23 protein-coding genes are annotated in these 20,020 nt (G+C 66.4%); 6 read left to right on the plus strand and 17 right to left on the minus strand.

All coding sequences use genetic code 11. The features are described from left to right. Window positions 1-5: 5 nt before the first annotated feature. Genes KQ910_RS00360 through KQ910_RS00375 form a run of 4 tightly spaced genes read right to left on the minus strand, consistent with a single transcriptional unit; the run spans window position 6 to window position 3,292 of the window. Entirely contained in the window at window positions 6-920 is a 915-nt protein-coding gene (locus KQ910_RS00360; protein WP_216955816.1) for a polysaccharide deacetylase family protein, read from the minus strand. Window positions 921-922: 2 nt separating this feature from the next. Next, window positions 923-1,765 (minus strand): phytanoyl-CoA dioxygenase family protein, encoded by an 843-nt coding sequence (locus tag KQ910_RS00365; RefSeq protein WP_216955819.1) that lies wholly within the window; start codon window positions 1,763-1,765, stop codon window positions 923-925. Window position 1,766: 1 nt separating this feature from the next. Then, window positions 1,767-2,519 carry an SDR family oxidoreductase gene (locus tag KQ910_RS00370; protein ID WP_216955823.1) on the minus strand — a complete coding sequence of 251 codons (753 nt, stop codon included), beginning with the start codon at window positions 2,517-2,519 and terminating at the stop codon, window positions 1,767-1,769. Between the two features lie 32 nt (window positions 2,520-2,551). Beyond that, window positions 2,552-3,292: a TerC family protein gene (locus KQ910_RS00375; RefSeq protein WP_216963461.1), complete on the minus strand. Its 741-nt coding sequence runs from the start codon at window positions 3,290-3,292 to the stop codon at window positions 2,552-2,554. A gap of 87 nt (window positions 3,293-3,379) precedes the next feature. Here KQ910_RS00375 and KQ910_RS00380 point away from each other — a divergent pair, with 87 nt between their 5' ends. Continuing rightward, window positions 3,380-4,594 (plus strand): MFS transporter, encoded by a 1,215-nt coding sequence (locus KQ910_RS00380; RefSeq protein WP_216955826.1) that lies wholly within the window; start codon window positions 3,380-3,382, stop codon window positions 4,592-4,594. Here the strand turns inward: KQ910_RS00380 and KQ910_RS00385 are convergent. From KQ910_RS00385 to KQ910_RS00395, 3 genes are read right to left on the minus strand one after another with little or no spacing between them, the layout of a single operon-like run. Continuing rightward, window positions 4,567-5,547: an aldo/keto reductase gene (locus tag KQ910_RS00385; protein ID WP_216955827.1), complete on the minus strand. Its 981-nt coding sequence runs from the start codon at window positions 5,545-5,547 to the stop codon at window positions 4,567-4,569. The two genes, KQ910_RS00380 and KQ910_RS00385, sit on opposite strands and share 28 nt — an antisense overlap. Before the next feature lie 59 nt (window positions 5,548-5,606). After that, the gene (locus KQ910_RS00390) at window positions 5,607-6,602 is read right to left on the minus strand and encodes a hydroxyacid dehydrogenase (protein WP_216955830.1); all 996 of its coding nucleotides are present in this window, start codon (window positions 6,600-6,602) and stop codon (window positions 5,607-5,609) included. Between the two features lie 60 nt (window positions 6,603-6,662). After that, on the minus strand, window positions 6,663-7,142 hold the full coding sequence (locus tag KQ910_RS00395; protein WP_216955833.1) for an Lrp/AsnC family transcriptional regulator: 480 nt from the start codon (window positions 7,140-7,142) through the stop codon (window positions 6,663-6,665). Between the two features lie 91 nt (window positions 7,143-7,233). Between KQ910_RS00395 and KQ910_RS00400 the strand changes: the two genes are divergently transcribed. The 3 genes from KQ910_RS00400 (at window position 7,234) to KQ910_RS00410 (ending at window position 8,790) form a co-directional block, all read left to right on the plus strand. Continuing rightward, window positions 7,234-7,482, plus strand: a complete 249-nt coding sequence (locus KQ910_RS00400) for a DUF6356 family protein (protein WP_216955836.1) — start codon at window positions 7,234-7,236, stop codon at window positions 7,480-7,482. Window positions 7,483-7,565: 83 nt separating this feature from the next. Beyond that, a complete protein-coding gene (locus tag KQ910_RS00405) occupies window positions 7,566-8,339 on the plus strand; it encodes a CocE/NonD family hydrolase (protein ID WP_216955839.1) in 774 nt (257 codons plus the stop codon). 67 nt (window positions 8,340-8,406) lie between these two features. Then, complete coding sequence (locus tag KQ910_RS00410) at window positions 8,407-8,790, plus strand: HPF/RaiA family ribosome-associated protein (protein WP_216955842.1); 384 nt, start codon at window positions 8,407-8,409, stop codon at window positions 8,788-8,790. A 9-nt stretch (window positions 8,791-8,799) separates the two neighbouring features. Here the strand turns inward: KQ910_RS00410 and KQ910_RS00415 are convergent, their stop codons facing one another. The 4 genes from KQ910_RS00415 to KQ910_RS00430 are packed head-to-tail and all read right to left on the minus strand — an operon-like array spanning window position 8,800 to window position 11,907. Then, window positions 8,800-9,402 carry a DsbA family protein gene (locus KQ910_RS00415; protein ID WP_369408262.1) on the minus strand — a complete coding sequence of 201 codons (603 nt, stop codon included), beginning with the start codon at window positions 9,400-9,402 and terminating at the stop codon, window positions 8,800-8,802. A gap of 2 nt (window positions 9,403-9,404) precedes the next feature. Continuing rightward, window positions 9,405-9,935 (minus strand): hypothetical protein, encoded by a 531-nt coding sequence (locus KQ910_RS00420; protein WP_216955848.1) that lies wholly within the window; start codon window positions 9,933-9,935, stop codon window positions 9,405-9,407. Then, window positions 9,932-11,107, minus strand: a complete 1,176-nt coding sequence (locus KQ910_RS00425; protein WP_216955850.1) for a M20 aminoacylase family protein — start codon at window positions 11,105-11,107, stop codon at window positions 9,932-9,934. The genes KQ910_RS00420 and KQ910_RS00425 overlap by 4 nt, the downstream gene beginning before the upstream one ends. Before the next feature lie 5 nt (window positions 11,108-11,112). Next, a complete protein-coding gene (locus KQ910_RS00430) occupies window positions 11,113-11,907 on the minus strand; it encodes an alpha/beta fold hydrolase (protein ID WP_216955853.1) in 795 nt (264 codons plus the stop codon). Between the two features lie 49 nt (window positions 11,908-11,956). Here KQ910_RS00430 and KQ910_RS00435 point away from each other — a divergent pair, with 49 nt between their 5' ends. Continuing rightward, window positions 11,957-12,307, plus strand: coding sequence for an MliC family protein (locus KQ910_RS00435; protein WP_216955856.1), 351 nt, complete (start codon window positions 11,957-11,959; stop codon window positions 12,305-12,307). Between the two features lie 127 nt (window positions 12,308-12,434). Here KQ910_RS00435 and cydB read toward each other — a convergent pair whose 3' ends face one another. The 3 genes from cydB to KQ910_RS00450 are packed head-to-tail and all read right to left on the minus strand — an operon-like array spanning window position 12,435 to window position 16,261. Continuing rightward, the gene (gene cydB / locus KQ910_RS00440) at window positions 12,435-13,442 is read right to left on the minus strand and encodes a cytochrome d ubiquinol oxidase subunit II (RefSeq protein ID WP_304628327.1); all 1,008 of its coding nucleotides are present in this window, start codon (window positions 13,440-13,442) and stop codon (window positions 12,435-12,437) included. Then, window positions 13,439-14,872, minus strand: a complete 1,434-nt coding sequence (locus KQ910_RS00445; RefSeq protein WP_216955862.1) for a cytochrome ubiquinol oxidase subunit I — start codon at window positions 14,870-14,872, stop codon at window positions 13,439-13,441. The genes cydB and KQ910_RS00445 overlap by 4 nt, the downstream gene beginning before the upstream one ends. 12 nt (window positions 14,873-14,884) lie before the next feature. After that, window positions 14,885-16,261 carry an aminotransferase-like domain-containing protein gene (locus KQ910_RS00450; protein WP_216955865.1) on the minus strand — a complete coding sequence of 459 codons (1,377 nt, stop codon included), beginning with the start codon at window positions 16,259-16,261 and terminating at the stop codon, window positions 14,885-14,887. Window positions 16,262-16,280: 19 nt separating this feature from the next. Between KQ910_RS00450 and KQ910_RS00455 the strand changes: the two genes are divergently transcribed. Continuing rightward, complete coding sequence (locus KQ910_RS00455; RefSeq protein ID WP_255560205.1) at window positions 16,281-16,721, plus strand: DUF983 domain-containing protein; 441 nt, start codon at window positions 16,281-16,283, stop codon at window positions 16,719-16,721. Here the strand turns inward: KQ910_RS00455 and KQ910_RS00460 are convergent. From KQ910_RS00460 to KQ910_RS00470, 3 genes are read right to left on the minus strand one after another with little or no spacing between them, the layout of a single operon-like run. Beyond that, window positions 16,718-17,737 (minus strand): asparaginase, encoded by a 1,020-nt coding sequence (locus tag KQ910_RS00460; protein WP_216955869.1) that lies wholly within the window; start codon window positions 17,735-17,737, stop codon window positions 16,718-16,720. The two genes, KQ910_RS00455 and KQ910_RS00460, sit on opposite strands and share 4 nt — an antisense overlap. Next, window positions 17,734-18,261, minus strand: a complete 528-nt coding sequence (locus tag KQ910_RS00465) for a hypothetical protein (RefSeq protein ID WP_216955872.1) — start codon at window positions 18,259-18,261, stop codon at window positions 17,734-17,736. The genes KQ910_RS00460 and KQ910_RS00465 overlap by 4 nt, the downstream gene beginning before the upstream one ends. Further along, window positions 18,258-19,955, minus strand: a complete 1,698-nt coding sequence (locus KQ910_RS00470; protein ID WP_216955875.1) for a hydantoinase B/oxoprolinase family protein — start codon at window positions 19,953-19,955, stop codon at window positions 18,258-18,260. The genes KQ910_RS00465 and KQ910_RS00470 overlap by 4 nt, the downstream gene beginning before the upstream one ends. Window positions 19,956-20,020 lie beyond the last annotated feature (65 nt).

Here is a 20,020-nt window from a genome sequence, read left to right on the forward strand (position 1 = left end):
CGCGCTCACGCCGCCGGGGGCGTCATCGTTCCCGCCGGCAGGGCGGCACAGTGATCGTAGATGTCGCTCGGTCGCGTGAACCAGACCTTGTCCTTCTGCGGATGGTTCGCGATGTGCGACAGCGCCTCGCGCAGCGCCCGCAGCCGGTAGGGCTGGCCCACGATCATGGTGTGGAGCGCGATGCCGCAGACCAGCGGCTGCTTGGCCGACTGGCGCAACAGCTCCTCGAACTGGCCGATGATCATGTCGCGGAATTCGTCGCCGCTGTGATGGCGCACCAGGACCTGCGGACTGTCGTTGACCTCGATCGGATAGGGCACGCTGAGCAGCGGGCCCGAGCGCGTTTTCATCCAGATCGGCTGGTCGTCGTTGGGCCAGTCCATCAGGAAGTCGTAGCCCGTCTCCTTGAGAAGATCCGGCGTGACGCGGGTCGAGGCCATCCACGGCGCCATCCAGCCGCGCGGCCGCTTGCCCGACGCCTTCTCGATCGAATCGCCGATCTCCTGCAGGAAGCGCTTCTCGTCGGCCTCCCACATGCCGCCGTGGCGCTCGGCATTGGTGCGGCCATGGCCGATGAACTCATCGCCGCGCGCCTTCAGCGCGTCGACGATCTGCGGCGCATAGTCAAACACCGTCGTGTTGATCAGGTGCGCAGCCGGCAGGTTGAGCTCGTCGAACAGTTCGAGGCAGCGCCACACGCCGACCCGGTTGCCGTAGTCGCGCCAGGCGAAGGTGCGCGGATCGGGCGGCGGGTTGGCGACCGTAAGCAGATGCCCCTCGCCCGCACCGAAGGCGAAATGCTCGATGTTGAGGCCGAGATAGACGGCGAGCCGCTTGCCCTCCGGCCACGAGTAATCCTTGCGCTCGGTGATCGGCGAATAGGGATACCGGTCGTGATACGGCAGCTTGATCGTGTGCATTCCTACCTCTTGACGACCGCAACCCTGTTGTCGGTCTGTTCGACATTCATCTTCCGGAACCTGTCGACCGCCTCGGTATGGAAGGCGCGCTCCTCGGGACCCGCCTCCTGCTGCGGCCGGCGCTCGTCGTCGAAGTGTCCGTACCTGTCCTCGCCCCGCACCAGCATCGCGCTGACCCTCGTGGGCGACATGCAGCGCGCCGAGGTCGGGATGTAGCTGATGCCGAGCCCGATGCGCCGGTCGTTCGAGCGGTTGGGCCGCGAATTGTGCACGAGATGGGTGTGGTGCAGCGAAAACTGGCCCGCCTTCACCGGCATGAAGGCCGTCTTGCTGCGATCGACGTCCGCCGCCAGCGCCTGGCCGCGCGACAGCAGGTTCTCCGGATCCTGCATCTCCGCATGCGGCAGCTGCCCGAGCTTGTGCGAACCCGGCACGACCTCCATGCAGCCCGCCTCGACCGGCGCGTCGGTCAGTGCGACCCAGGCCGTGACGTGGCAGGCCGGCTCGAGGGCAAAGTAGGTCGCGTCCTGATGCCAGCTCACATAGGCGCCGGAGCCGGCATCCTTGGGCCAGACGGTGAGATGGAACAGGCGGATGTCGGGGCCGATCAGATCCTCGACCGCGTCGAGCACCTCGGGCGAATGAACGATCTCGTCGACCCAGGGAAACAGAAGGTGCGGCTTGAAGTTATGGCCGCGCGTCATCTTCTGGCCCTGCGCGCGCTCGAAGCTCTCGAGCCTCTCGCGCCAGGCCCGTGTGCGCTCGGTCGAAAAAGCATCGACCGGGCAGACATAGCCGTCGCTTGCATAGCCCTCGATCTGTTCGGGCGTGAGTTTCCTGGGCATGTCAGTGCGCCGTCCAGCCGCCGTCGACGAACAGCAGCGTTCCAGTGGTGAAGGAGGAATCGGAGGAAGCAAGGAAGAGCGCGGCCTTGGCCACCTCCTCCGGCTGGCCGATGCGGCCCATCGGATGGCGCGTCTTCCACAGGGCGCGTGCCGCTTCGGGGTCGGCCTGGCGCTTCAGCGAGCGCGCCGGCATCGGCGTGTCGATCACACCCGGCATCAGCGCGTTGACGCGGATGCCCTGGCGCGCGTGATCGACGGCGACCGTCTTGGTGAAGGAGGCGATCGCGCCCTTCGAGGCGATATAGGCGACGTTGTTGCCAAGGCTCGACTGGGCGAGTTGCGAGCCCAGGGTGACGATGGCACCGGATTTCGCGGCGATCATCGGCTGAATGGCGTGATGAACCCAGAGGAAGGTGCCCTTCACGTTGATCGCAAAGGTACGATCCCAGGTCGCCTCGTCGATCCTGTCCACGGTGCCGCCCAGCGACGCGCCGGCTGCCGTCACCAGCACGTCGATGCGGCCCCATTTGTCCATGATGCGAGCGACGCCGGCACGCGCCTGCTCGTCGCTGCTGACATCGGCCGTCACAGTGAGCGTGTCGCCGCCGATCTCCGTCGCGACCTTTGCGAGGCCCGCTTCGTCGAGATCGACCAGCGCAATTTTCGCGCCCTCGGCCGCAAACAATCGCGCGGTCGCGGCGCCGATGCCGGAAGCGGCACCCGTGACGATGGCTACCTGATCCTTGAGCTTCATGGCCGGAAGCGCCTCCAGCGCCCGTTCAGTCTTTACTCTTTCCTGCCCTTGCGACGGGACAACATGTTGAGACCTTCGATCAGCGCCGAGAAAGCCATGGCGGCATAGATGTAGCCCTTGGGCACATGCACCCCCACGCCTTCGGCGAGAAGCGTGGCGCCGATCATCAGAAGGAATCCGAGGGCCAGCATGACGATGGTCGGATTGTTGCCGATGAAGCGCGCCAGCGGGTCGGCGGCCAGCAGCATCAGCAGCACGGCGACGACGACGGCGACGACCATGATCGGAAGATGCTCGGTCATGCCGACGGCGGTGATGATGCTGTCGAGCGAGAACACGAGGTCGAGCACGAGAATCTGGCCGATCGCGGACGTCATGGTCAGCGTCGCCGCGCCGACGGCGGCCGACTTTTCCTTGCCATGAGCGTCGTTCGCAACGGTATCGTGGATCTCCGTGGTGGCCTTCCAGATCAGGAACAGGCCACCGGCGATCAGGATGAGATCGCGCCACGAGAAATCCCGGCCGAACAGCGAAAACAGCGGCTGCGTCAGCTGCACGATGAAGGCGATCGTGCTGAGCAGGCCCAGGCGCATGAACACCGCCATGCCGATGCCGATCTTGCGCGCCCGCGACTGTTGATGCTCGGGCAGCTTGTTGGTCAGGATGGAGATGAAGATCAGATTGTCGATGCCGAGCACGACTTCCATGACGACCAGCGTCATGAGCGCCGCCCAGGCGGCGGGATCGGCGGCGAGGGCGAGCAGGTTTTCCATCATCGGACCATCATTGGCCGTGCCGTCTCGATTTTTCAAGAACGAACGACCTTTCCTTCGCCGGCCCAACCCGGTAAGGGCGCTGGCATGTCGCCGACTGCCGTTCCGCCGCGCGCTACCTCGACACTCGCAATTGTCTTCCTGTCGGTCGCCGCCTTCGCGTCGGCGGCCAACATGCGCGTGATCGACCCGCTGCTGGTGCAGCTTTCGGTGTCCTTCGGCGTCACGGTCGGCGCGGCCTCGATCGCTGCCACCGCGTTCCTGTTCGCCAATGGCGTCTTCGTGCTGGTGCACGGTCCGTTCGGCGATCGCTACGGCAAGATGCCGGTGGTTGCCATCGCCTGCATCGGCGCCGCGCTCTGCTGCATGCTGAGCGCAATCTCCGCCTCGCTGGGCATGCTGACCCTGGCGCGCTTCCTGACGGGCGTGACCGGCTCGGCGATCATCCCGCTCGCCATCGCCTGGGTCGGCGACAATGTCAGCTACGAGAAGCGCCAAGCCACCCTGGCGCGCTTCCTCACCGGTCAGACGCTGGGCCTGATGACCGGGGCGGCGCTGGGCGGCGCCATCGGCGACTGGCTGGGCTGGCGCTCGGTCTTCTGGGTGCTGGCCGCAATCTACATTCTGGCCGGCGGCGCTCTGTTCGTCGTCATGCGCGCCCGGCCCGACATCGCCCGCCCGGGCGAACGGGCAGCCGGCTCGATGATCGGCCAGATGCTCGGCGTCCTCAAGAGGCCGTGGGCCCGCACCGTGATCCTGGTCGTGGCGCTGGAGGGCGGCGTCTTCTGGGGTGCCTTCACCTTCGTCGGCGCCGATCTCCACCAGCGCTTCGACCTGGGCTTCGCCGCTATCGGGCTAGCCGTGGCGGCCTTCGGCGCTGGCGGTTTCGTCTACGTGATGGTGGCGCACCATCTGGTGCGCATCCTGGGCGAGCGCGGCCTCTGCACCTGGGGCGGCACCGGCCTTGGCATCGCCTTCGCGGCCATGGCGCTGGCGCCGACCGCCGAGGTCGAGTTCGCCGCCATCGTCGTGTCGGGCGTGTCGTTCTACATGCTCCACAACACGCTGCAGACCAACGGCACGCAGATGGCGCCGGAAGCCCGCGGCGCCGGCATGGCCCTGTTCGCCCTCTGCCTGTTCCTCGGCCAGGCGGTCGGCGTGCCGGTCGCCGCGCCCATCGTCGACCGCTGGGGCGCACCGCCCGTCTTCTGGGTGGCCGCCATCGTCCTGCCGGTGCTGGCCTTCTGGTTCTCGGCCGCGATCGGCCGGCGCGCTCAGTTGACCGGCGAAACGCGGAACTGATAGGGCGCCTCGAGCAGCTTCGACTCTTCTGGCGTCAGCGAGATCTCGGTCGACTGCGCGGCGGAAGTGAGCTGGTCGAGACCGGTAGCGCCAATGATGGGCGAGCCCATGTACGGCTTGTGCAGCAGCCAGGCGAGTGCCGCCTGGGCCGGCGTGCAGCCCTTCTCCTTCGCGATCTTCTTCAGCCGCTTCACGATCTCCCAGTCGCAGTCGCGATAGGTGCCGTCCTTGACCACCGTGTCGTTCTTCGCGCGCTCGGTCGAACCGCCGCCCTCCTTGCTGCGGTTGCCCGCGAGGAAACCGCGCGCCAGCGGCGAATAGGGAATGAGGCCGACGCCCTGCTCGTGGCAAAGCCGGTTCATCTCATGCTCCTCCTCGCGCTGGATCAGATTGTAGAGGTTCTGCATGGCGATCGGCCTTGCATAGCCCTTCCAGTCCGCCACCATCACCATCTGCGCGAACTTGTAGGCCGGCATGGTCGAGCCGCCGATGTAGCGGACCTTGCCCGAGCGCACGATCTGGTCGAGCGAGGACATCGTCTCCTCGATCGGCGTGTGGGGATCGAGGCGATGGACCTGGTAGACGTCGATGTAGTCGGTCTGCAGGCGCTTGAGCTGCGCATCGATCGAGGCCATCAGATGCTTGCGGCCGGTGCCGACGTCGTTCTGGTTCTCGCTCATGCGGATGCCGACCTTGGTCGACAGCACGAAATCCTCGCGCCTGGCCATCTTCATGAGCGTGGCGCCCATGATCTCCTCGGAGCGGCCGAAATTGTAGGTATCGGCGGTGTCGAAGAAGGTGATGCCGACATCGAGCGCCCGCTTGAAATACGCTGGCGCCTCGGACTCGTCGAACTTGCCCCAGCCGCGCCGGCCCTTGGCGCCCCACGAGTTTCCGCCGAGGCAGATCCTGCTGACGATCAGGCCCGAGCGGCCCAGCGGTCCGTACTTCATCGAAATCCCCTTGCCGGTTGCGGCATCGATCGATTGCGATCGATGCCGCCGTGCGAGCCTTAGCCCAGCACTTCCTTGTTCACGACGTTGGCTGCGTTGGGCCGGCCGTCGAACACGCTCAGGATGTTCTCGATGGCGGTGACGGCCATGCGATCGCTGGCTTCCTTGGTGACGCCCGCCATGTGCGGGCTGAAGATCACGTTCTCCAGCGTGAACAGCTTGTTCGTGGGCTCCGGCGGCTCCTTGTCGAGCACGTCGAGCCCGGCGCCGCGCAGCTTGCCGCTGCTCAGCGCGTCGAACAGCGCATCCTCGTTCACGATGCCGCCGCGCGCGGTGTTCACCAGGAAGGCCTCGGCCTTCATCAGGCCCAGCGTCTCCTTATTGAACATGTTGATCGTCTCGGGCGCCTTGGGGCAATGCACCGACACGAAGTCGACCTTGGGCAGGGTCGCCTTGAGGTCGGTCACCTTGGTGGCGCCGGCCTTCTTGATCTCGGCCTCGGAGATGTTGGGATCGAGGACGAGGACCTCCATATCGAAGGCGACGCAGCGCTTCACGGTGCGCGACCCGATGCGGCCCATGCCGACGACCAGGATGGTCTTGCCCGACAGGTCGGCCGGCAGGTCGGAGAGGCGCTCGGCCCATCCCTTCTCGCGCACGAAACGGTCGTACTTCTTCACCAGGCGCGCCGAGGCGAGCAGCATGTACATCGCGTGCTCTGCCACCGAGACCGAATTGGCGATGCCGGTGGTCATCAGCGGGATCTTGCGCTTGTTCAGCGCCGGGATCTCGACGGCATCGAAGCCGACGCCGAGGCGGGCCACCACCATCATGCCGGGTGCCGCGTCGAGCTCGGCCTGGCGAAACGGCGTAGCGCCCAGCGTCACGGCATTGGCGTCCGCGAGCTTCGGGTGCAGCGACGGGACGCGGTCATCCGTCAGGATCTCGTAGTCGACATCGTCGCGCGCCTTGAGGACGGCGATCCCCGCCTCCGGCATGCGGCCGACGATCAGCACTTTCTTGCGGTTCTTGCCAGTGTTCGGGCCCGTATTCATCGTTTCCCCTGCGGTCTTGTCATGCAAACGCGCGATCCTAAGGCCGGCCGCCGTGAGAGGCTAGGGCAAGTAGTTGAGGGGCAACCGCGTGGTGGACTTGATCTCCTCCATCGCGAACATCGAGGTCACGTCGGACAGCTCGATCTTGGCGATCAGGCGCTTGTAGAAAGCGTCGTAGGCCTCGATGTCGGGCAGGGCGAGCCGGATCAGGTAGTCGATTTCACCACTCATGCGATAGCAGTCCATCACCTCCGGAAACGAGGCCACGGCCTTGGCGAAGCGGGTCAGCCACTGGGCGTTGTGCTGCGCCGTCCGCACCGCGACGAACACGGTGACGCCGGCATTCACCGCCTTGCGGTCGAGCAGCGCCACGCGCGAGCGCACGATGCCCTCTTCCTGCAGGCGGTTGATGCGCCGCCAGCAGGGAGTCGTCGACAGGCCGACACGCTTGGCGACCTCGGCCAGCGGCATGTCGGCACTGTCCTGCAGGCAATCCAGAATCTTCTTGTCGAAGGAATCGAGTGTGAATTTTCCGGCCATTGGCATTCCTGCAGAATGAGATTCTCAAGTTAGGCCATCCCGACGCAAAGCTAGCAAGCCGTTTCCGTCCGCTGCCGGTACAATTGCTCTCATGATCCGCCGCTTCACCGAACACCCCGCCTCAGTCAACGAGACCTATTTCCAGCACATGGGGATGGCCTTCGGTTTCGGCAGCAAGATGCTGGTTGGCTCGATCGCCTGTTTCCTGCACGGTCTCTTTCCATGGGTCTGCCTCACCCGCGGAAGCGACACGGTTCGCGTTCTCCATCATCGCATGGTGAGCCATCGCACGGTGCGTCCCCCCAAGGACGCCACCACGGTCGTCGCGGCGGGCGACTAGCCCCGCTCTCCAGCTTCGTTGGTTGGCTCGTCGCGACGATTACCGTCGCGGCGCTTCCCGCGTTCGCGCAGGACCGCGCCCTGGTGCCGGTCACGGTCGACGGTGAGTCCGTGAAGCTCGCCACCATCACCTACAAGCCGGCCGGCAATGGCCCGTTCGCCACGCTGATCTTCCATCACGGCTCGACCGGCCGCGGCAACGATCCGGCGGCGTTTGCACGGCCGTACAATCCGACTGTTCTCGCCCAGTGGTTCACGGATCGCGGCTGGGCGGTCATCCTGCCGTCGCGCCGTGGCCGTGGCGGATCGGAAGGTCTCTACGACGAGGGGTTCGGAGCGAACCGTGCCTATGGCTACAGTTGCGAGGAGACGCTCGCACTGGCCGGCGCCGATCGCGCCTTGCGGGACATCGACGCGATCACCCCCCTGCTCCTCGCTCAGCCCTTCGTCGACCGCGGTCGTGTGGCAGTCGGCGGCTTGTCGCGCGGCGGCAGCCTGGCGATTGCCTGGACAGGCCGTCAGCCGACCGTGGCGCGCGCCGCGATCAATTTCGTCGGCGGGTGGATGGGTGAGGCTTGCTCGTCGGCGGCATCGATCAACCAGAACCTGTTCCGGCACGGCGTGCCTTTCCCTCACCCGTCGGTGTGGCTCTATGGCGACAACGATCCCTTTTATCGGCTCGTGCATTCGCGCGCGAATTTCGCCGCTTTCAGGGCGGCCGGCGGTCGCGGAACGTTCCATGAGTATGCACCACCGCCGGGCCTGAACGGTCATCAAATAATTTCCGTCCCGGGCCTTTGGAATGACGCGATGGAGACTTACCTGATGGAGAGAGGGCTGCCGGGACGTCCTCGATAGAAACCGCAACCCCTTCCCGATGGACTACGTTCATGTGCGGGGCGAGCGAACAGAAGCGGAGGCTCAAATGGAAACACCATTGCGGATCAGCTACCAGGGCGGCACTCCCAGCGAAGCCCTGAACGCTCTCATCAACGACCATGTCGAGACGCTCGAGAAGCTCCATGGCCGTCTGACCTCCTGCCAGGTGATCGTGCAGGTTCCCGAGCGTCATCACCGCACGAGCAATCTCTTCAGCGTACACATTCACATCGCGCTGCCGGGCCATATCGACATCAACATCGATCACACGTCGCATGACGACGAGCGGTTCTCCGATCCGACCTTTGCCGTGAACGACGCGTTCCGTCGCGCCAAGCGGCAAATCAAGGAGCGGGCCCGCAAGCAGCGCGGCGAAGTGAAGAACCTCCACGAGCGCGTCGAGCGCACGCTCGATCGTGCAGAGGGCTAGGCTCGGCGGCTAGCGCCGGCGCGGCACACCCTTCTCGTCGAGTCTTTCCCGCAGCAGAAAGACTCGATCGCCACCCCAGAAAATCTCGCCGTCCAGGACGAAGCTCGGGACGCCGAAGATCCCCGACGCCTCGGCCTCGCTGCGCACCGCGTCATGCCGGGCACCGCCTTCGCCATCGAGGAAGGCGGCGAAGCCCGGAGGCGCGCCAGCCCGCTCCAGCGCAGCGCTCACTGCCTCGACGCTTTCCGGATCGAGGTCCCGCCGCCAGAAGCGATCGAAGGCGAGATCGTTGTAGGCACGAAAGACGCCGTGCTGTTGCGCGTAGAGCATCCCGGCATTGATCGTGCGCGCGTAGAAGATTTTCTTCGGGCCCATCAGGACGAGACCCTGCTTGTTGGCGAAGCGGCGCGCGTCCATGTAGGCGTAGCGCACGCGACGCCAGTGGTGCGGATCACGCTGCTCGACCGAGCCCTGGAACGAGGCGATGTCGAGCGTGTAGGGCCGCCATTCGAGGTCGATTTCGTAGTCGGCTTCGAGCTGGTAGGCCCACGCCTTGGCGACGAAGGCGTAGGGGCTGACATAGTCGGTCCAGAGAACGACCCTGGTGCGCACGGTCATATCCTGCCGGTCTCGCGCCGCCACAGCCACCAGAAGACACCACCGGCCGCGATGGCCAGCAGCGCACCGACGAGCAGCAATATCGCCGAATCCTGGATCCACGCCACCGCCGGCACCGACAGCGCGAGGAAGAGGCCGACGACGCAGATACGCCAGACCCGCGCGTGAACGCCGGCCACGAAGGTGCCGAGCGCCAGCAGGATCAGGAGCGCGAGGCTCGTCGCATTGTCGTTCACGACACCGCGCACCTCGGGCAGGAACATCAGCCACATGGCCGCCAGGAAGGCCAGCCAGTGCAGCGCCTGCGTCACGACCAGCCGCAGATGCTCGGATGTCTTGTCGACTTCCCGCCAGCCCGAAAAGATGCACGCAAGACCGTAGACCGGGGCCAGCGCCATCCAGTAGCCGTAGGTCGCCGGCCCGCGAAAGCCCATGGCGATGACGCCGCCGACCGCCAGCACCAGCATGGCCACGTACGGAAGCTCCCGCAGTACCCAGTGCCGGCCGGCGCCGCCCTCGCCGGTCAACGCGGGTCCTTCGCCAGCCGCTTCTCGACCACCCGCGCCCACAGGGTCGAGCCCAGGGTGAGCGCCTCGTCGTTGAAGTCGTAGCTGGGATTGTGGACTTCGCAGCCGCCTTCGCCGCCGCCATTGCCGATGTTGATGAACGCGCCGGGCACCTGCTCCAGCATGTAGGAGAAGTCCTCGGAGGCCATCACGAACGGGCCTTCGCGGTTCATGTTCTCCGGTCCCACGATCTCGGCCGCCACATCGGCGATGAACTTCACCGCGTCCTTGTCGTTCACCAGCGGCGGGAAGGCGATGCGCACGTCGGCCTTGGCGCTGCCGCCCAGGGTCTTCGCGATGCCGCTGGAGATCGTCTCGATGCGCTCCTTGATCAGGGCCATCGTCTCCTTCCGGAAGGCGCGGATCGTGCCGCGCAGCACGGCCTCCTGCGGGATCACGTTGTAGGCGTCGCCCGAGTGCATCTGCGTGACCGAGATCACCGCCGAATCGAGCGGCGCGACGTTGCGCGATACGACGCTCTGCAGGGCGGAGATGATCTGCGTGGCGATGATGACGGGGTCGATGCCCGTTTCCGGCCGCGCGCCGTGCGCGCCCTTGCCGGTGATGTGGATGTCGAACAGGCCGCCGCCGGCCATCTGCGGACCCGAGCGGATGGCGAACTTGCCGACGTCGAGCTTCGGCCTGTTGTGCATGCCGAAGATGATCTCGCAGGGAAACTTCTGGAACAGTCCGTCCTTGACCATCGCCTCGGCGCCGCCGCGGCCTTCCTCGGCCGGCTGGAAGATCAGGTGCACGGTGCCGTCGAAGTTGCGCGTGGCCGCGAGATACTTGGCGGCGCCCAGCAGCATCGCGGTGTGGCCGTCATGGCCGCAGGCATGCATGCGGCCCTTGTGCTGGCTGCGATGGTCGAAGGTGTTGAGCTCGTCCATCGGCAGCGCGTCCATGTCGGCGCGCAGGCCGATGGCGCGCGGATTGTTGCCGACGCGGATCGTGCCCACGACGCCGGTCTTGCCGATGCCGGTCGTGACCTCGCAGCCCCACTCCTTCAGCTTCTGCGCCACGATGGTGCTGGTGCGCTCCTCCTCGAAGCCCAGCTCCGGGTGCGCATGGATGTCGCGCCGGATGGCGGTGAGCTCGGCGGCGGCGGCGGCGATCAGCGGTTCGATTTTCATGGCGCTCAGGACTCCAGCAGGAAGGAAGTCATTACACGACGAAACTCCGCGCCGTGCACGTTCGGATATGCATGACCGCCGTCCGGCAGCACATAGGCACGGGCGCCCGGGATCAGGCGGACCAGTTCCTCGGTGAAGTAGAGCGGCGTCACCGTGTCGTCGCGGGCGCAGAGGGCCAGGGTGGGCGCCCTCACCTTCTGCAACTGCTCTCGACGATCGTGCGCCACGATGGCGGCGATCCGCGACAGGACGATCTCGGGAACCGGGATCGTGTCGGCTGACCTGGCCTCGGCGGCGATGAGATCGGCGTCGTGGTCGCGTACCCAGGCTGGCGAGTTCAGCGCCAGTGCACTCGCCTTCAGATAGGCCGCCGGCCCCAGTTCGCGCAGCATCAGCGAGCGCATCTCGAACAGGCGCCGGAAGAAGGCGTCGGTCCTGGCCCATGTGGCGCTCAGCACCAGCCGGTCGATCCGGTGCGGATGCTCGATGGCCAGCACCTGCCCCATGGCGCCGCCCGTCGAATGACCGCACCAGTGAACCTTGTCGTATCCCAGCCCTTCGATGAGTTGCAGCGCATCGTCGGCCATCTGCGCCACGCTGTAGTCGATCCGCGACAGGCTGCTGCGGGCAGTGCCGCGATGATCGTGCACGACGACGGTGAATTGACGGGCCAGGTCGGACACGTTGTCGCCCCACCAGCGCCCGTCGCCGCCGAGACCGGCGACCAGAAACAGCACGGGGCCGCTGCCCTGCACCTCGTAGTGAAGGTCGGCTCCGTCGCGCAGCTTGAACAGGGGCATTCCGTCTCCTCGGCGATTTGCTATGGTCGCCCCAGGAGGTAAGCGCACCATGAAGCGCCTGTCGATTGTTGCGTTGGCCCTGATGAGCGGCTGCACTGCCCAGGAGCAGCCGCTAAACACCGGAATTCCGCGGCCGGCGCCCGAAGAGGCGACGCCGACGGGCATCGCCTATCTCTGCGAAGGCCGAAGGGAAGTCGCCGTCGTCTACGCCAAGAATCGGGTGTCGGTAACGATGGGCGACAGGACGTGGCGCCTGGAATATCAGGGCGCGGGTCAGGGCTTCCGCTATGCCGATGCCACGACGGAATGGTCTGGCCGCGACAATGCCGGCACGCTCAAGGCTCTCAGTGGCGGTGCGCCGCTCGCCGCCAATTGCCAGCCGATGCGCCGCACGACGTGACGCGCGGCAGCGCTACTTCAGCCAGAACTTGATTGCGTAGCCCACCAGGGCGGTGACGCCGACGCCACCGGCCCACAGGCCGACGAACCACAGCCACTGACGCGGCTTCGGCATCACCGGCCGCCCATCAGTGATAGCCCTCGTGGCCAGTCTTGCCGCGGAACACCCAGTAGGAATAGCCGGTATAGGCCAGGATGATGGGCACCATCACCAGCACGCCGGGCAGCATGAACTTCAGGCTGTCGTGCGGCGCGGCGGCGTCCCAGATCGAGACCGACGGCGGTACCACGTAGGGATAGAGGCTGATGCCGAGGCCGGCGAGCCCCAGGCCGAACAGGGCCAGCGCCATCAGAAACGGCGTGTAGTGATGGCCGCGTCGCAGGCCCCAGAACAGCACGAAGGTGACGACCGCGACCAGCACCGGCACCTGGGCCGTGAAAAGAACCTGCGGCCAGGCGAACCAGCGCAGCCAGTAGGCGTCGCGCAGGAAGGGCGTCGCCGCGCTCACCGCCGCCATCGCCACGATCGTGGCGATGGCCAGGCGGAAGGCCAGCCGGTAGCAACGCTCCTGCAGCGAGCCTTCGCTCTTCATCACCAGCCAGGTCGAACCCAGCAAGGCGTAGCCGCAGAGGAGGCTCACGCCCACGAGCAGGCTGAACGGCGTCAGCCAGTCGAACCATCCACCGGCATAGGTGCGGTTCTGGACGGCGATTCCCTGCAGCAGCGCGCCGAGCGTGATGCCCTGCGCCAGAGCCGCGACGATGGAGCCGCCAGTGAACGCCACGTCCCAGAGCGGGCGATGGCGCGGGTCGCGCCATCGGAACTCGAAGGCGACGCCGCGGAAGACCAGCGCCAGCAGCATCGCGATGATCGGCGCATAGAGCGCCGACAGGATCATGCCGTAGGCCAGCGGGAAGGCCGCCAGCAGGCCACCGCCGCCCATCACGAGCCACGTCTCGTTGCCGTCCCAGACCGGCGCCACCGAATTGATGGCGCTGTCGCGCTCGCGGCCGACCGGCAGGAACGGAAACAGGATGCCGACACCCAGGTCGAAGCCGTCCATGACGACATAGGCCAGGATGGCGAAGGCGATGATGAAGGCGAAGAACATCGGCAGGTCGAATGGCATGATCAGGCCTCCTTGCCGGTCGCGAGCGATTCGGCGACGGCGGGGGCGGGCGTGAGGCCCGCGGCCCGCACGGGCTGGTCGCGCCGTGGCCCCTCCTCGCCGCGATGTGGCGGATGGGACATGAGCTTCAGGATGTAGTAGGTGCCGGCGCCGAAGGCGAAGAAGTAGACGATGACGAAGGCCAGAAGCGAAGCGCCCACGGCCGGCGCATCGAGCGCCGACGCCGAGTCGGCCGTGCGCAACAGGCCGTGCACCGTGTAGGGCTGGCGTCCGACTTCCGTCGTCACCCAACCCGCGATGACGGCGACGAAGCCGGCCGGCCCCATCGCCAGCGCGAAGCGGTGCAGCAGCGGCCAGTCGTAGAGTTTCCCGCGGACACGGGCGAACAGGCTGAACACCGCCAGGGTCAGCATCAGCATGCCCATGCCGACCATGATCCGGAACGCCCAGAACACGACAGGCACCGGCGGCCAGTCCTTGCGGTCGACCGTGTCGAGGCCCTTCATTGGGGCGTCCCACGAATGCTTCAGGATCAGCGACGACGCCTTGGGGATCTCCACGGCGAACAAAGTCTTGCCCGCGGCTTCGTCGGGCCAGCCGAACAGGACCAGCGGCGCGCCGTCGGGATAGCTCTTGAAGTGGCCCTCCATGGCCATGACCTTGACCGGCTGGTGCTCCAGCGTGTTCAGCCCGTGCTGGTCGCCGGCGAAGATCTGAAGCGGCGCCACGACGGTGATCATGCCCATCGCCATCGAGAACATGACGCGGACGCCCTCGCTGTTCGCCGATTTGTCGAACCGTCCGCGCAGAAGGTGCCAGGCGGCAACGGCGCCGACGACCAGAGCCGTCGTCAGGTAGGCGCCGAAGACGGTATGAACGAGCCGATAGGGGAAGGACGGATTGAAGATGATCGCCCACCAATCGGCCGGGACGAACTGACCGCCAGCATTGATCGCGTAGCCTGCCGGCGTCTGCATCCAGCTGTTGGCGGCGAGGATCCAGAAGGCCGAGAAGAAGGTGCCGCCCGCCACGGCAAGCGTCGCCGCGAAGTGCAGCCCCTTGCCCACACGGTTCATGCCGAACAGCATGACGCCGAGGAAGCCTGCCTCCAGGAAGAAGGCGGTCAGCACCTCGTAGGCCATGAGTGGCCCCAGCACGGGTCCGGCCTTGTCCGAGAAGACCGACCAGTTGGTGCCGAACTGATAGGACATCACGATGCCCGATACGACGCCCATGCCGAAGGCGAGCGCGAAGATCTTCAGCCAGTATTTGAACAGGTCGAGATAGACCTGACGGCCCGTCCACAGCCACAGGCCTTCGAGCACGGCGAGGAAGCTCGCCAGACCGATCGAGAAGGACGGGAAGATGAAGTGGAACGAGACGGTGAAGGCGAACTGAAGCCTCGCCAGGAAGACTGCGTCGAAAGCTTCGAACATGATGTCCTTCTCCTAGACGATACGCGACGCGTAAGCCGGCGACTTCAACGCCACGACCAGCACGTCGAGCGCCGCAACGAGCTCCGAGCGATTGCGCGCGGCGCCCAGCGCGATGCGGATCGCGTGCTCAGGCTCGCCGTCAACGCTGAAACTGTCGCTCGTAACCACCGCAAGCCCCTGTCGTTGAACATGCGCGGCAAACTCCGCCCGGGTCCATGCGGCCGGCAAGCGCAGCCACACATGATGTCCCTTCGGATGGGCGAGATAACTCTGACCTGAAAGCGCCCTCGCCGCCAGCTTCTGTCTTGCGGCGGCTTCTGCTGCAACTGCCGATATGATGGCATCGGCGCTACCGTCGGCCATCCACCGGCTGACGAGCGCGACCGTCAGCGGCACGGGCATCTGCGACACTGTGCGCAGCGCATTGGAGAGCACCGACGCAGCGGCGCGATCGGGCGTGAGCACATGGGCGACGCGCAAGCCGGGGGCCATGCACTTGGACAAGGTCATCGCGAGATAGCTGCGCTCGGGAATCAACGTGGCGATCGGCTGCACCTTCGGCTCGAGATTTCCATAGGCATCGTCCTCGATCAGCACGAGATCGTGACGACGGATCGCGGCCGCGAGCTGCTCGCGTCGCGCCTGCCCGATCGTCTGCGTCGTCGGATTGTGGATCGTCGGCAGGAGATAGACTGCTTTCGGTGAATGCATGTGGCAGGCCTCGGCGAGCGCCGAGGGATCCATGCCGCCGTCATCCGACGTGACGCCGACGAGACGTACGCCGAGCGACGCGGCCGCCGACTTGAAGCCGGGATAGGTGAGCCGGTCGGTGAGCACGACGTCGCCCGGCCGTGTCACCGACAGCAGCAGCGCCATCAGCGCGCTTTGCGTGCCGGGCGAGATCACGAGCCGGCCCGCCTCGGAATGGCGCACGCGCCGCCGCAGCCAGTCCGCCGCGATGCCTCGGTCCACGGTGCTGCCGCCCGCCTGCTGGTAGCTCAGGAGATCGGAGAAACCGTGGTCGCGCTGCAGGGCGGCGAGCCCGCGCATGATGCGCCCCTCCAGGTCGGCCTCGAGGGGCGACGGCGGCAGGTTCATCGACAGGTCGACCGCGATGCCGGCCGCCGCCTGACCCGCCGGCCGGGCGCGGCTCTCGGCCACGAAGGTCCCCTGCCCGACGCGGGCGTCGGTCAGGCCCCGACGCCGCGCCTCATTGTAGGCCCGCGTGACGGTCGTGAGATCGATACCCAGCGTCCTGGCCAGCGCCCGATGGGTCGGCAGCCGCTGCCCGCGATGCAGCCGGCCCGAGGAAATGTCCCGGTCCAGCGCCTCGACGATGCCCTCATAGACAGGCCCGTCGACAGCATCGAGTGTAGGGCTCCAATCCATACAATCTGTCTCCTTGTTCTTGAATGTATGCTTTACTGTATGGATATACCAGCAGGACAAACAGGAGGACAGGATGGCTGGCAAGGGTGGTCTCTATCTTCTGCGGGGCATGATGGGTCGTTGCCCGGCCTGCGGCGAAGGCAAGCTGTTCCGCGCCTTCGTGAAGGTGGCCGACCGTTGCAATGCCTGCGGCGAGGATCTGCACCATCACCGCGCCGACGACTTCCCCGCCTACCTGACGATCTTCCTGGTCGGCCATCTGGTCGTGCCGATCGCGATGTATGTCGAGATCGTCTACCAGCCGTCCTACTGGCTGCACGCCGCGCTCTGGGCGCCAATGGTGATCCTGCTGTCGATCGGCCTGCTGCAGCCGATCAAGGGCATGATCGTCGCCCTGCAATGGCACATGGGCATGCACGGCTTCGCCGCCGCGAAGCAGGAACGCGCCGAATACTGTTAGCCGAAAGTCTCGAACACCTCGGCGATCGCCGTCCGGTCCAGGCCGGCGCGCAGGCAGGCCTGCAGCAGCACCCGCGCCTTCAGCGGGTTGAGCCGGCCGCCCCAGATGAGACCGGCCTTGCGCAGCGCGATCTCCGAGCTGGGACCGCCATAGGTCTGGCGCAGCAGCGGCCCGCCGCCGGCGCGCGGCGACACGACCGTCGGAATGATCTCCGCGAGCTGTCCCACCAGCGACGCGACACGCTCGGGCACATGGCCGCCGCCCATCGCCCCCACCACGACGCCGCGATAGCCGAGCTGGTCACGATGATCGACCATCGCCTCCAGGATGTAGCCGGGCTCGTCGAGCCCCAGCCACAAGAGCGCCACCGGCTGTTCCCGGCCCTCCGATGCCGCAACCAGCCGCTTGCGCGCGGCTTCGACCGGCGCGCGCACCGGCAGCGACAGTGGCACGACGCGATCCTCGACCAAGGCGGCGAGCGGACCGGTCTGCGGTGCTGCGAAAGCATTGAAGCGCGTCGGATGGACCTTCTGCACGTCCGCCGCCGCATAGACTTCGTCCAGCATCACAGCGAGGACGCCCAGCGACTTCGCATGCGCCTTCACCCAGGGATCGCAGGCGACGCGCACGGCGGCGAGCAGGTTGCCCGGCCCGTCGGGCGAGGTGAGTGCGGGATTGCGCATCGCCGCCGTAACGATCACCGGGATATCGCGCTCGACCAGCAGGTCGAGCAGGAAGCTGGTCTCCTCCAGCGTGTCGGTGCCCTGAGTCACCACCACGCCGTCGACATCGAGACCCATGATCTTTGCCGCCAGCGCATGCATCTGGTCGAAGGACAGCGAATGGCTGCCGACGCGCGACACCGTTTCCGCGCGGATATCCGCCAGCCCGGCCAGCGTCGGCACGGCCGCGACGAGATCGTCGGCGCCCAGGCCCATCTGCATGGCGCCCGACGCATCCGGCGCCGTCGCGATGGTGCCGCCGAGGGCCAGGATCTGGATACGCGGAAGGGTCATGGCAAAAGCCTCAGGGAACGGAAGAAACGCTCGGCCTCGGGCGCGCGCATCGCATCGGTCGGCGCGAGATAGCCCAGCGACACATAGCGGCTGCCCTTCAGCACGACGAGCTGGCGCAAAGCATTGCCGCCCGCCAGCGGACCGACCGATTCGACGGCCGGCGCACCCTGCACGCTCTTCCAGTCGACCTGGGTCCACTTGCCGCCCGCGAGACGCTGCGCGCGATCGTCGAGCGCGGATTGCAGGTTGAGCCTGGGCTGGCGCACGTCGACGTCCGCCGGATAGAGCGCGCTCTGCGCCACGAAGGACAGGCGACGGTATTCGAGACTGTAGGAGTGGTAGACGAACGGCGTGCCGCCCGGCGTCGTCGTGTCGATCTTCTTGTAGACCGGCGCGGCCGGCATCTCGACGAAGAACGACTTGTCGGCGCTCTCGACCGGAAACCACGAGGCCGATTGCGCGAGCGCATCGCCGGCCAGCAGGACGACCGGCAAGGCAAGGAACGAACGCCGATAAGCGCTCATTCGGCGGCCTGCGCCGGACCGAACTTCTCGCGCGCCTCGGCGGCGGTGTAGTAACCGCGCGCCACGTCACGGGCGATCGACTCCCGGCTGCGCCTGGCGGGATCGCCGAAGCCACCGCCGCCCGGGGTCGAAACGCGCACGACGTCGCCGACGCCAAGCTCGATGTCCTGGTCCTTTGAAAGATGTGGCGGACGGTAGGTCTGGCCGCCCTGGTCGACTTGCACCGTGTTGGCACCGCCGGCATGGCCGCCCAGCACGCCCTGCGGCCCGGTGCGGCCGTGGTCCATCACCATCGACACGCGCGCCTCGCCGCGACGCAGCTTGATCGCGTAGTTGATGCCGAAGCCGCCGCGGAACTCGCCGGCACCGCCCGAGCCCTCGCGCAGGGAGAATTCCTCGAAGAGCACCGGATAGAACTGCTCCAGCACCTCGACCGGCGGCATCTTGGAGATGCCGATCGTCGAGCAGCCGTTGCTCAACCCGTCGCCGCCCTGGAAGCCCCCATATCCGCCACCGGTGAAGAGATACATGATGTAGTTGCGCTTGCGCTCCGGATCGTAACCGCCGACACCCAGGTTACCGGAGGTCCCGGCCGGCGCGGCAAACAGCAGGTCGGGGATCGCCTTGGTCAGCGCCGCGAACACCGCCTCGGCGATGCGCTGGCTCACCTCGGCCGCGCAGCCCGATACCGGCCGCGGATACTTCGCGTACAGGAACGTGCCCTCGGGCTCGACGATGCGCAGCGGCTCGAAAGTACCGGCATTGATCGGCACGTCGGGGAAGACATGCTTTACCGCGAGGTAGATCGCCGACTTGGTGGTGGCGATCACGCTGTTCATCGGACCGCGGCAGGGCGGGCTCGATCCCGTCATGTCGAAGGTGAGCTCGTCGCCCTTCTTCGTGATCTTCATTTTGATCGTGAGCGGCTCATCGACGACGCCATCGCTGTCGACCTGCGAGGTTCCCTCGTAGATGCCGTCGGGAATGCCGGTAATCTTCGCGCGCATCTGGCGCTCGGCGCGGTGGCGCATCTCGGCGATCGCGGCGCGCACCACCTCGGCGCCGTAGCGGTCGATCAGCTCGGTGAGCCGCACCTCGCCGGTCGTCAGCGCGGCGGCCTGGGCCTTGATGTCGCCGATGCGCTGATCGGCGATGCGGATGTTCGACATGATGATGGACAGGATCTCCTGGTCCATCTCGCCCTTCTTGAAGAATTTCACAGGCGGCAGGCGCAGCCCCTCCTGCTCGACCTCGGTGGCGCTGGCGGAGAAGCCGCCCGGCACCATGCCGCCGACGTCCGGCCAGTGGCCCGTGTTGGCGAGCCAGGCAAACAGCTCGCCCTTGTAGAAGAACGGCTTCACGAAGCGCACATCCATCAGATGCGTGCCGCCGAGATAGGGATCGTTGACGATGAACACGTCGCCCGGATCGACTTTGCCGGCATAGTGCGTCTTCACCCGCTCGATCACGGCGCGGGTCGAAAACTGCATGGTGCCGACGAAAACCGGCAGGCCGAGTTCGCCCTGGGCGATCAGCGAGCCGTCGACCGTATCGTAGATGCCGTCCGAGCGGTCCATGCCCTCGGAGATCACCGGCGAGAAGGCCGCACGCACGAAAGCCAGATCCATCTCGTTGCAGACCTGGATCAGGCCGTTCTGGATGACTGTCAAAGTGACGGGATCGAGGTTCGACATGTCCGAATCCCTAGCACAGCCCATGCCTCGCTGCGCTATGATGACGTTCAAATCCCCCACTTTTC

Source organism: Reyranella humidisoli (genome assembly GCF_019039055.1).
Lineage (GTDB): Bacteria > Pseudomonadota > Alphaproteobacteria > Reyranellales > Reyranellaceae > Reyranella > Reyranella humidisoli.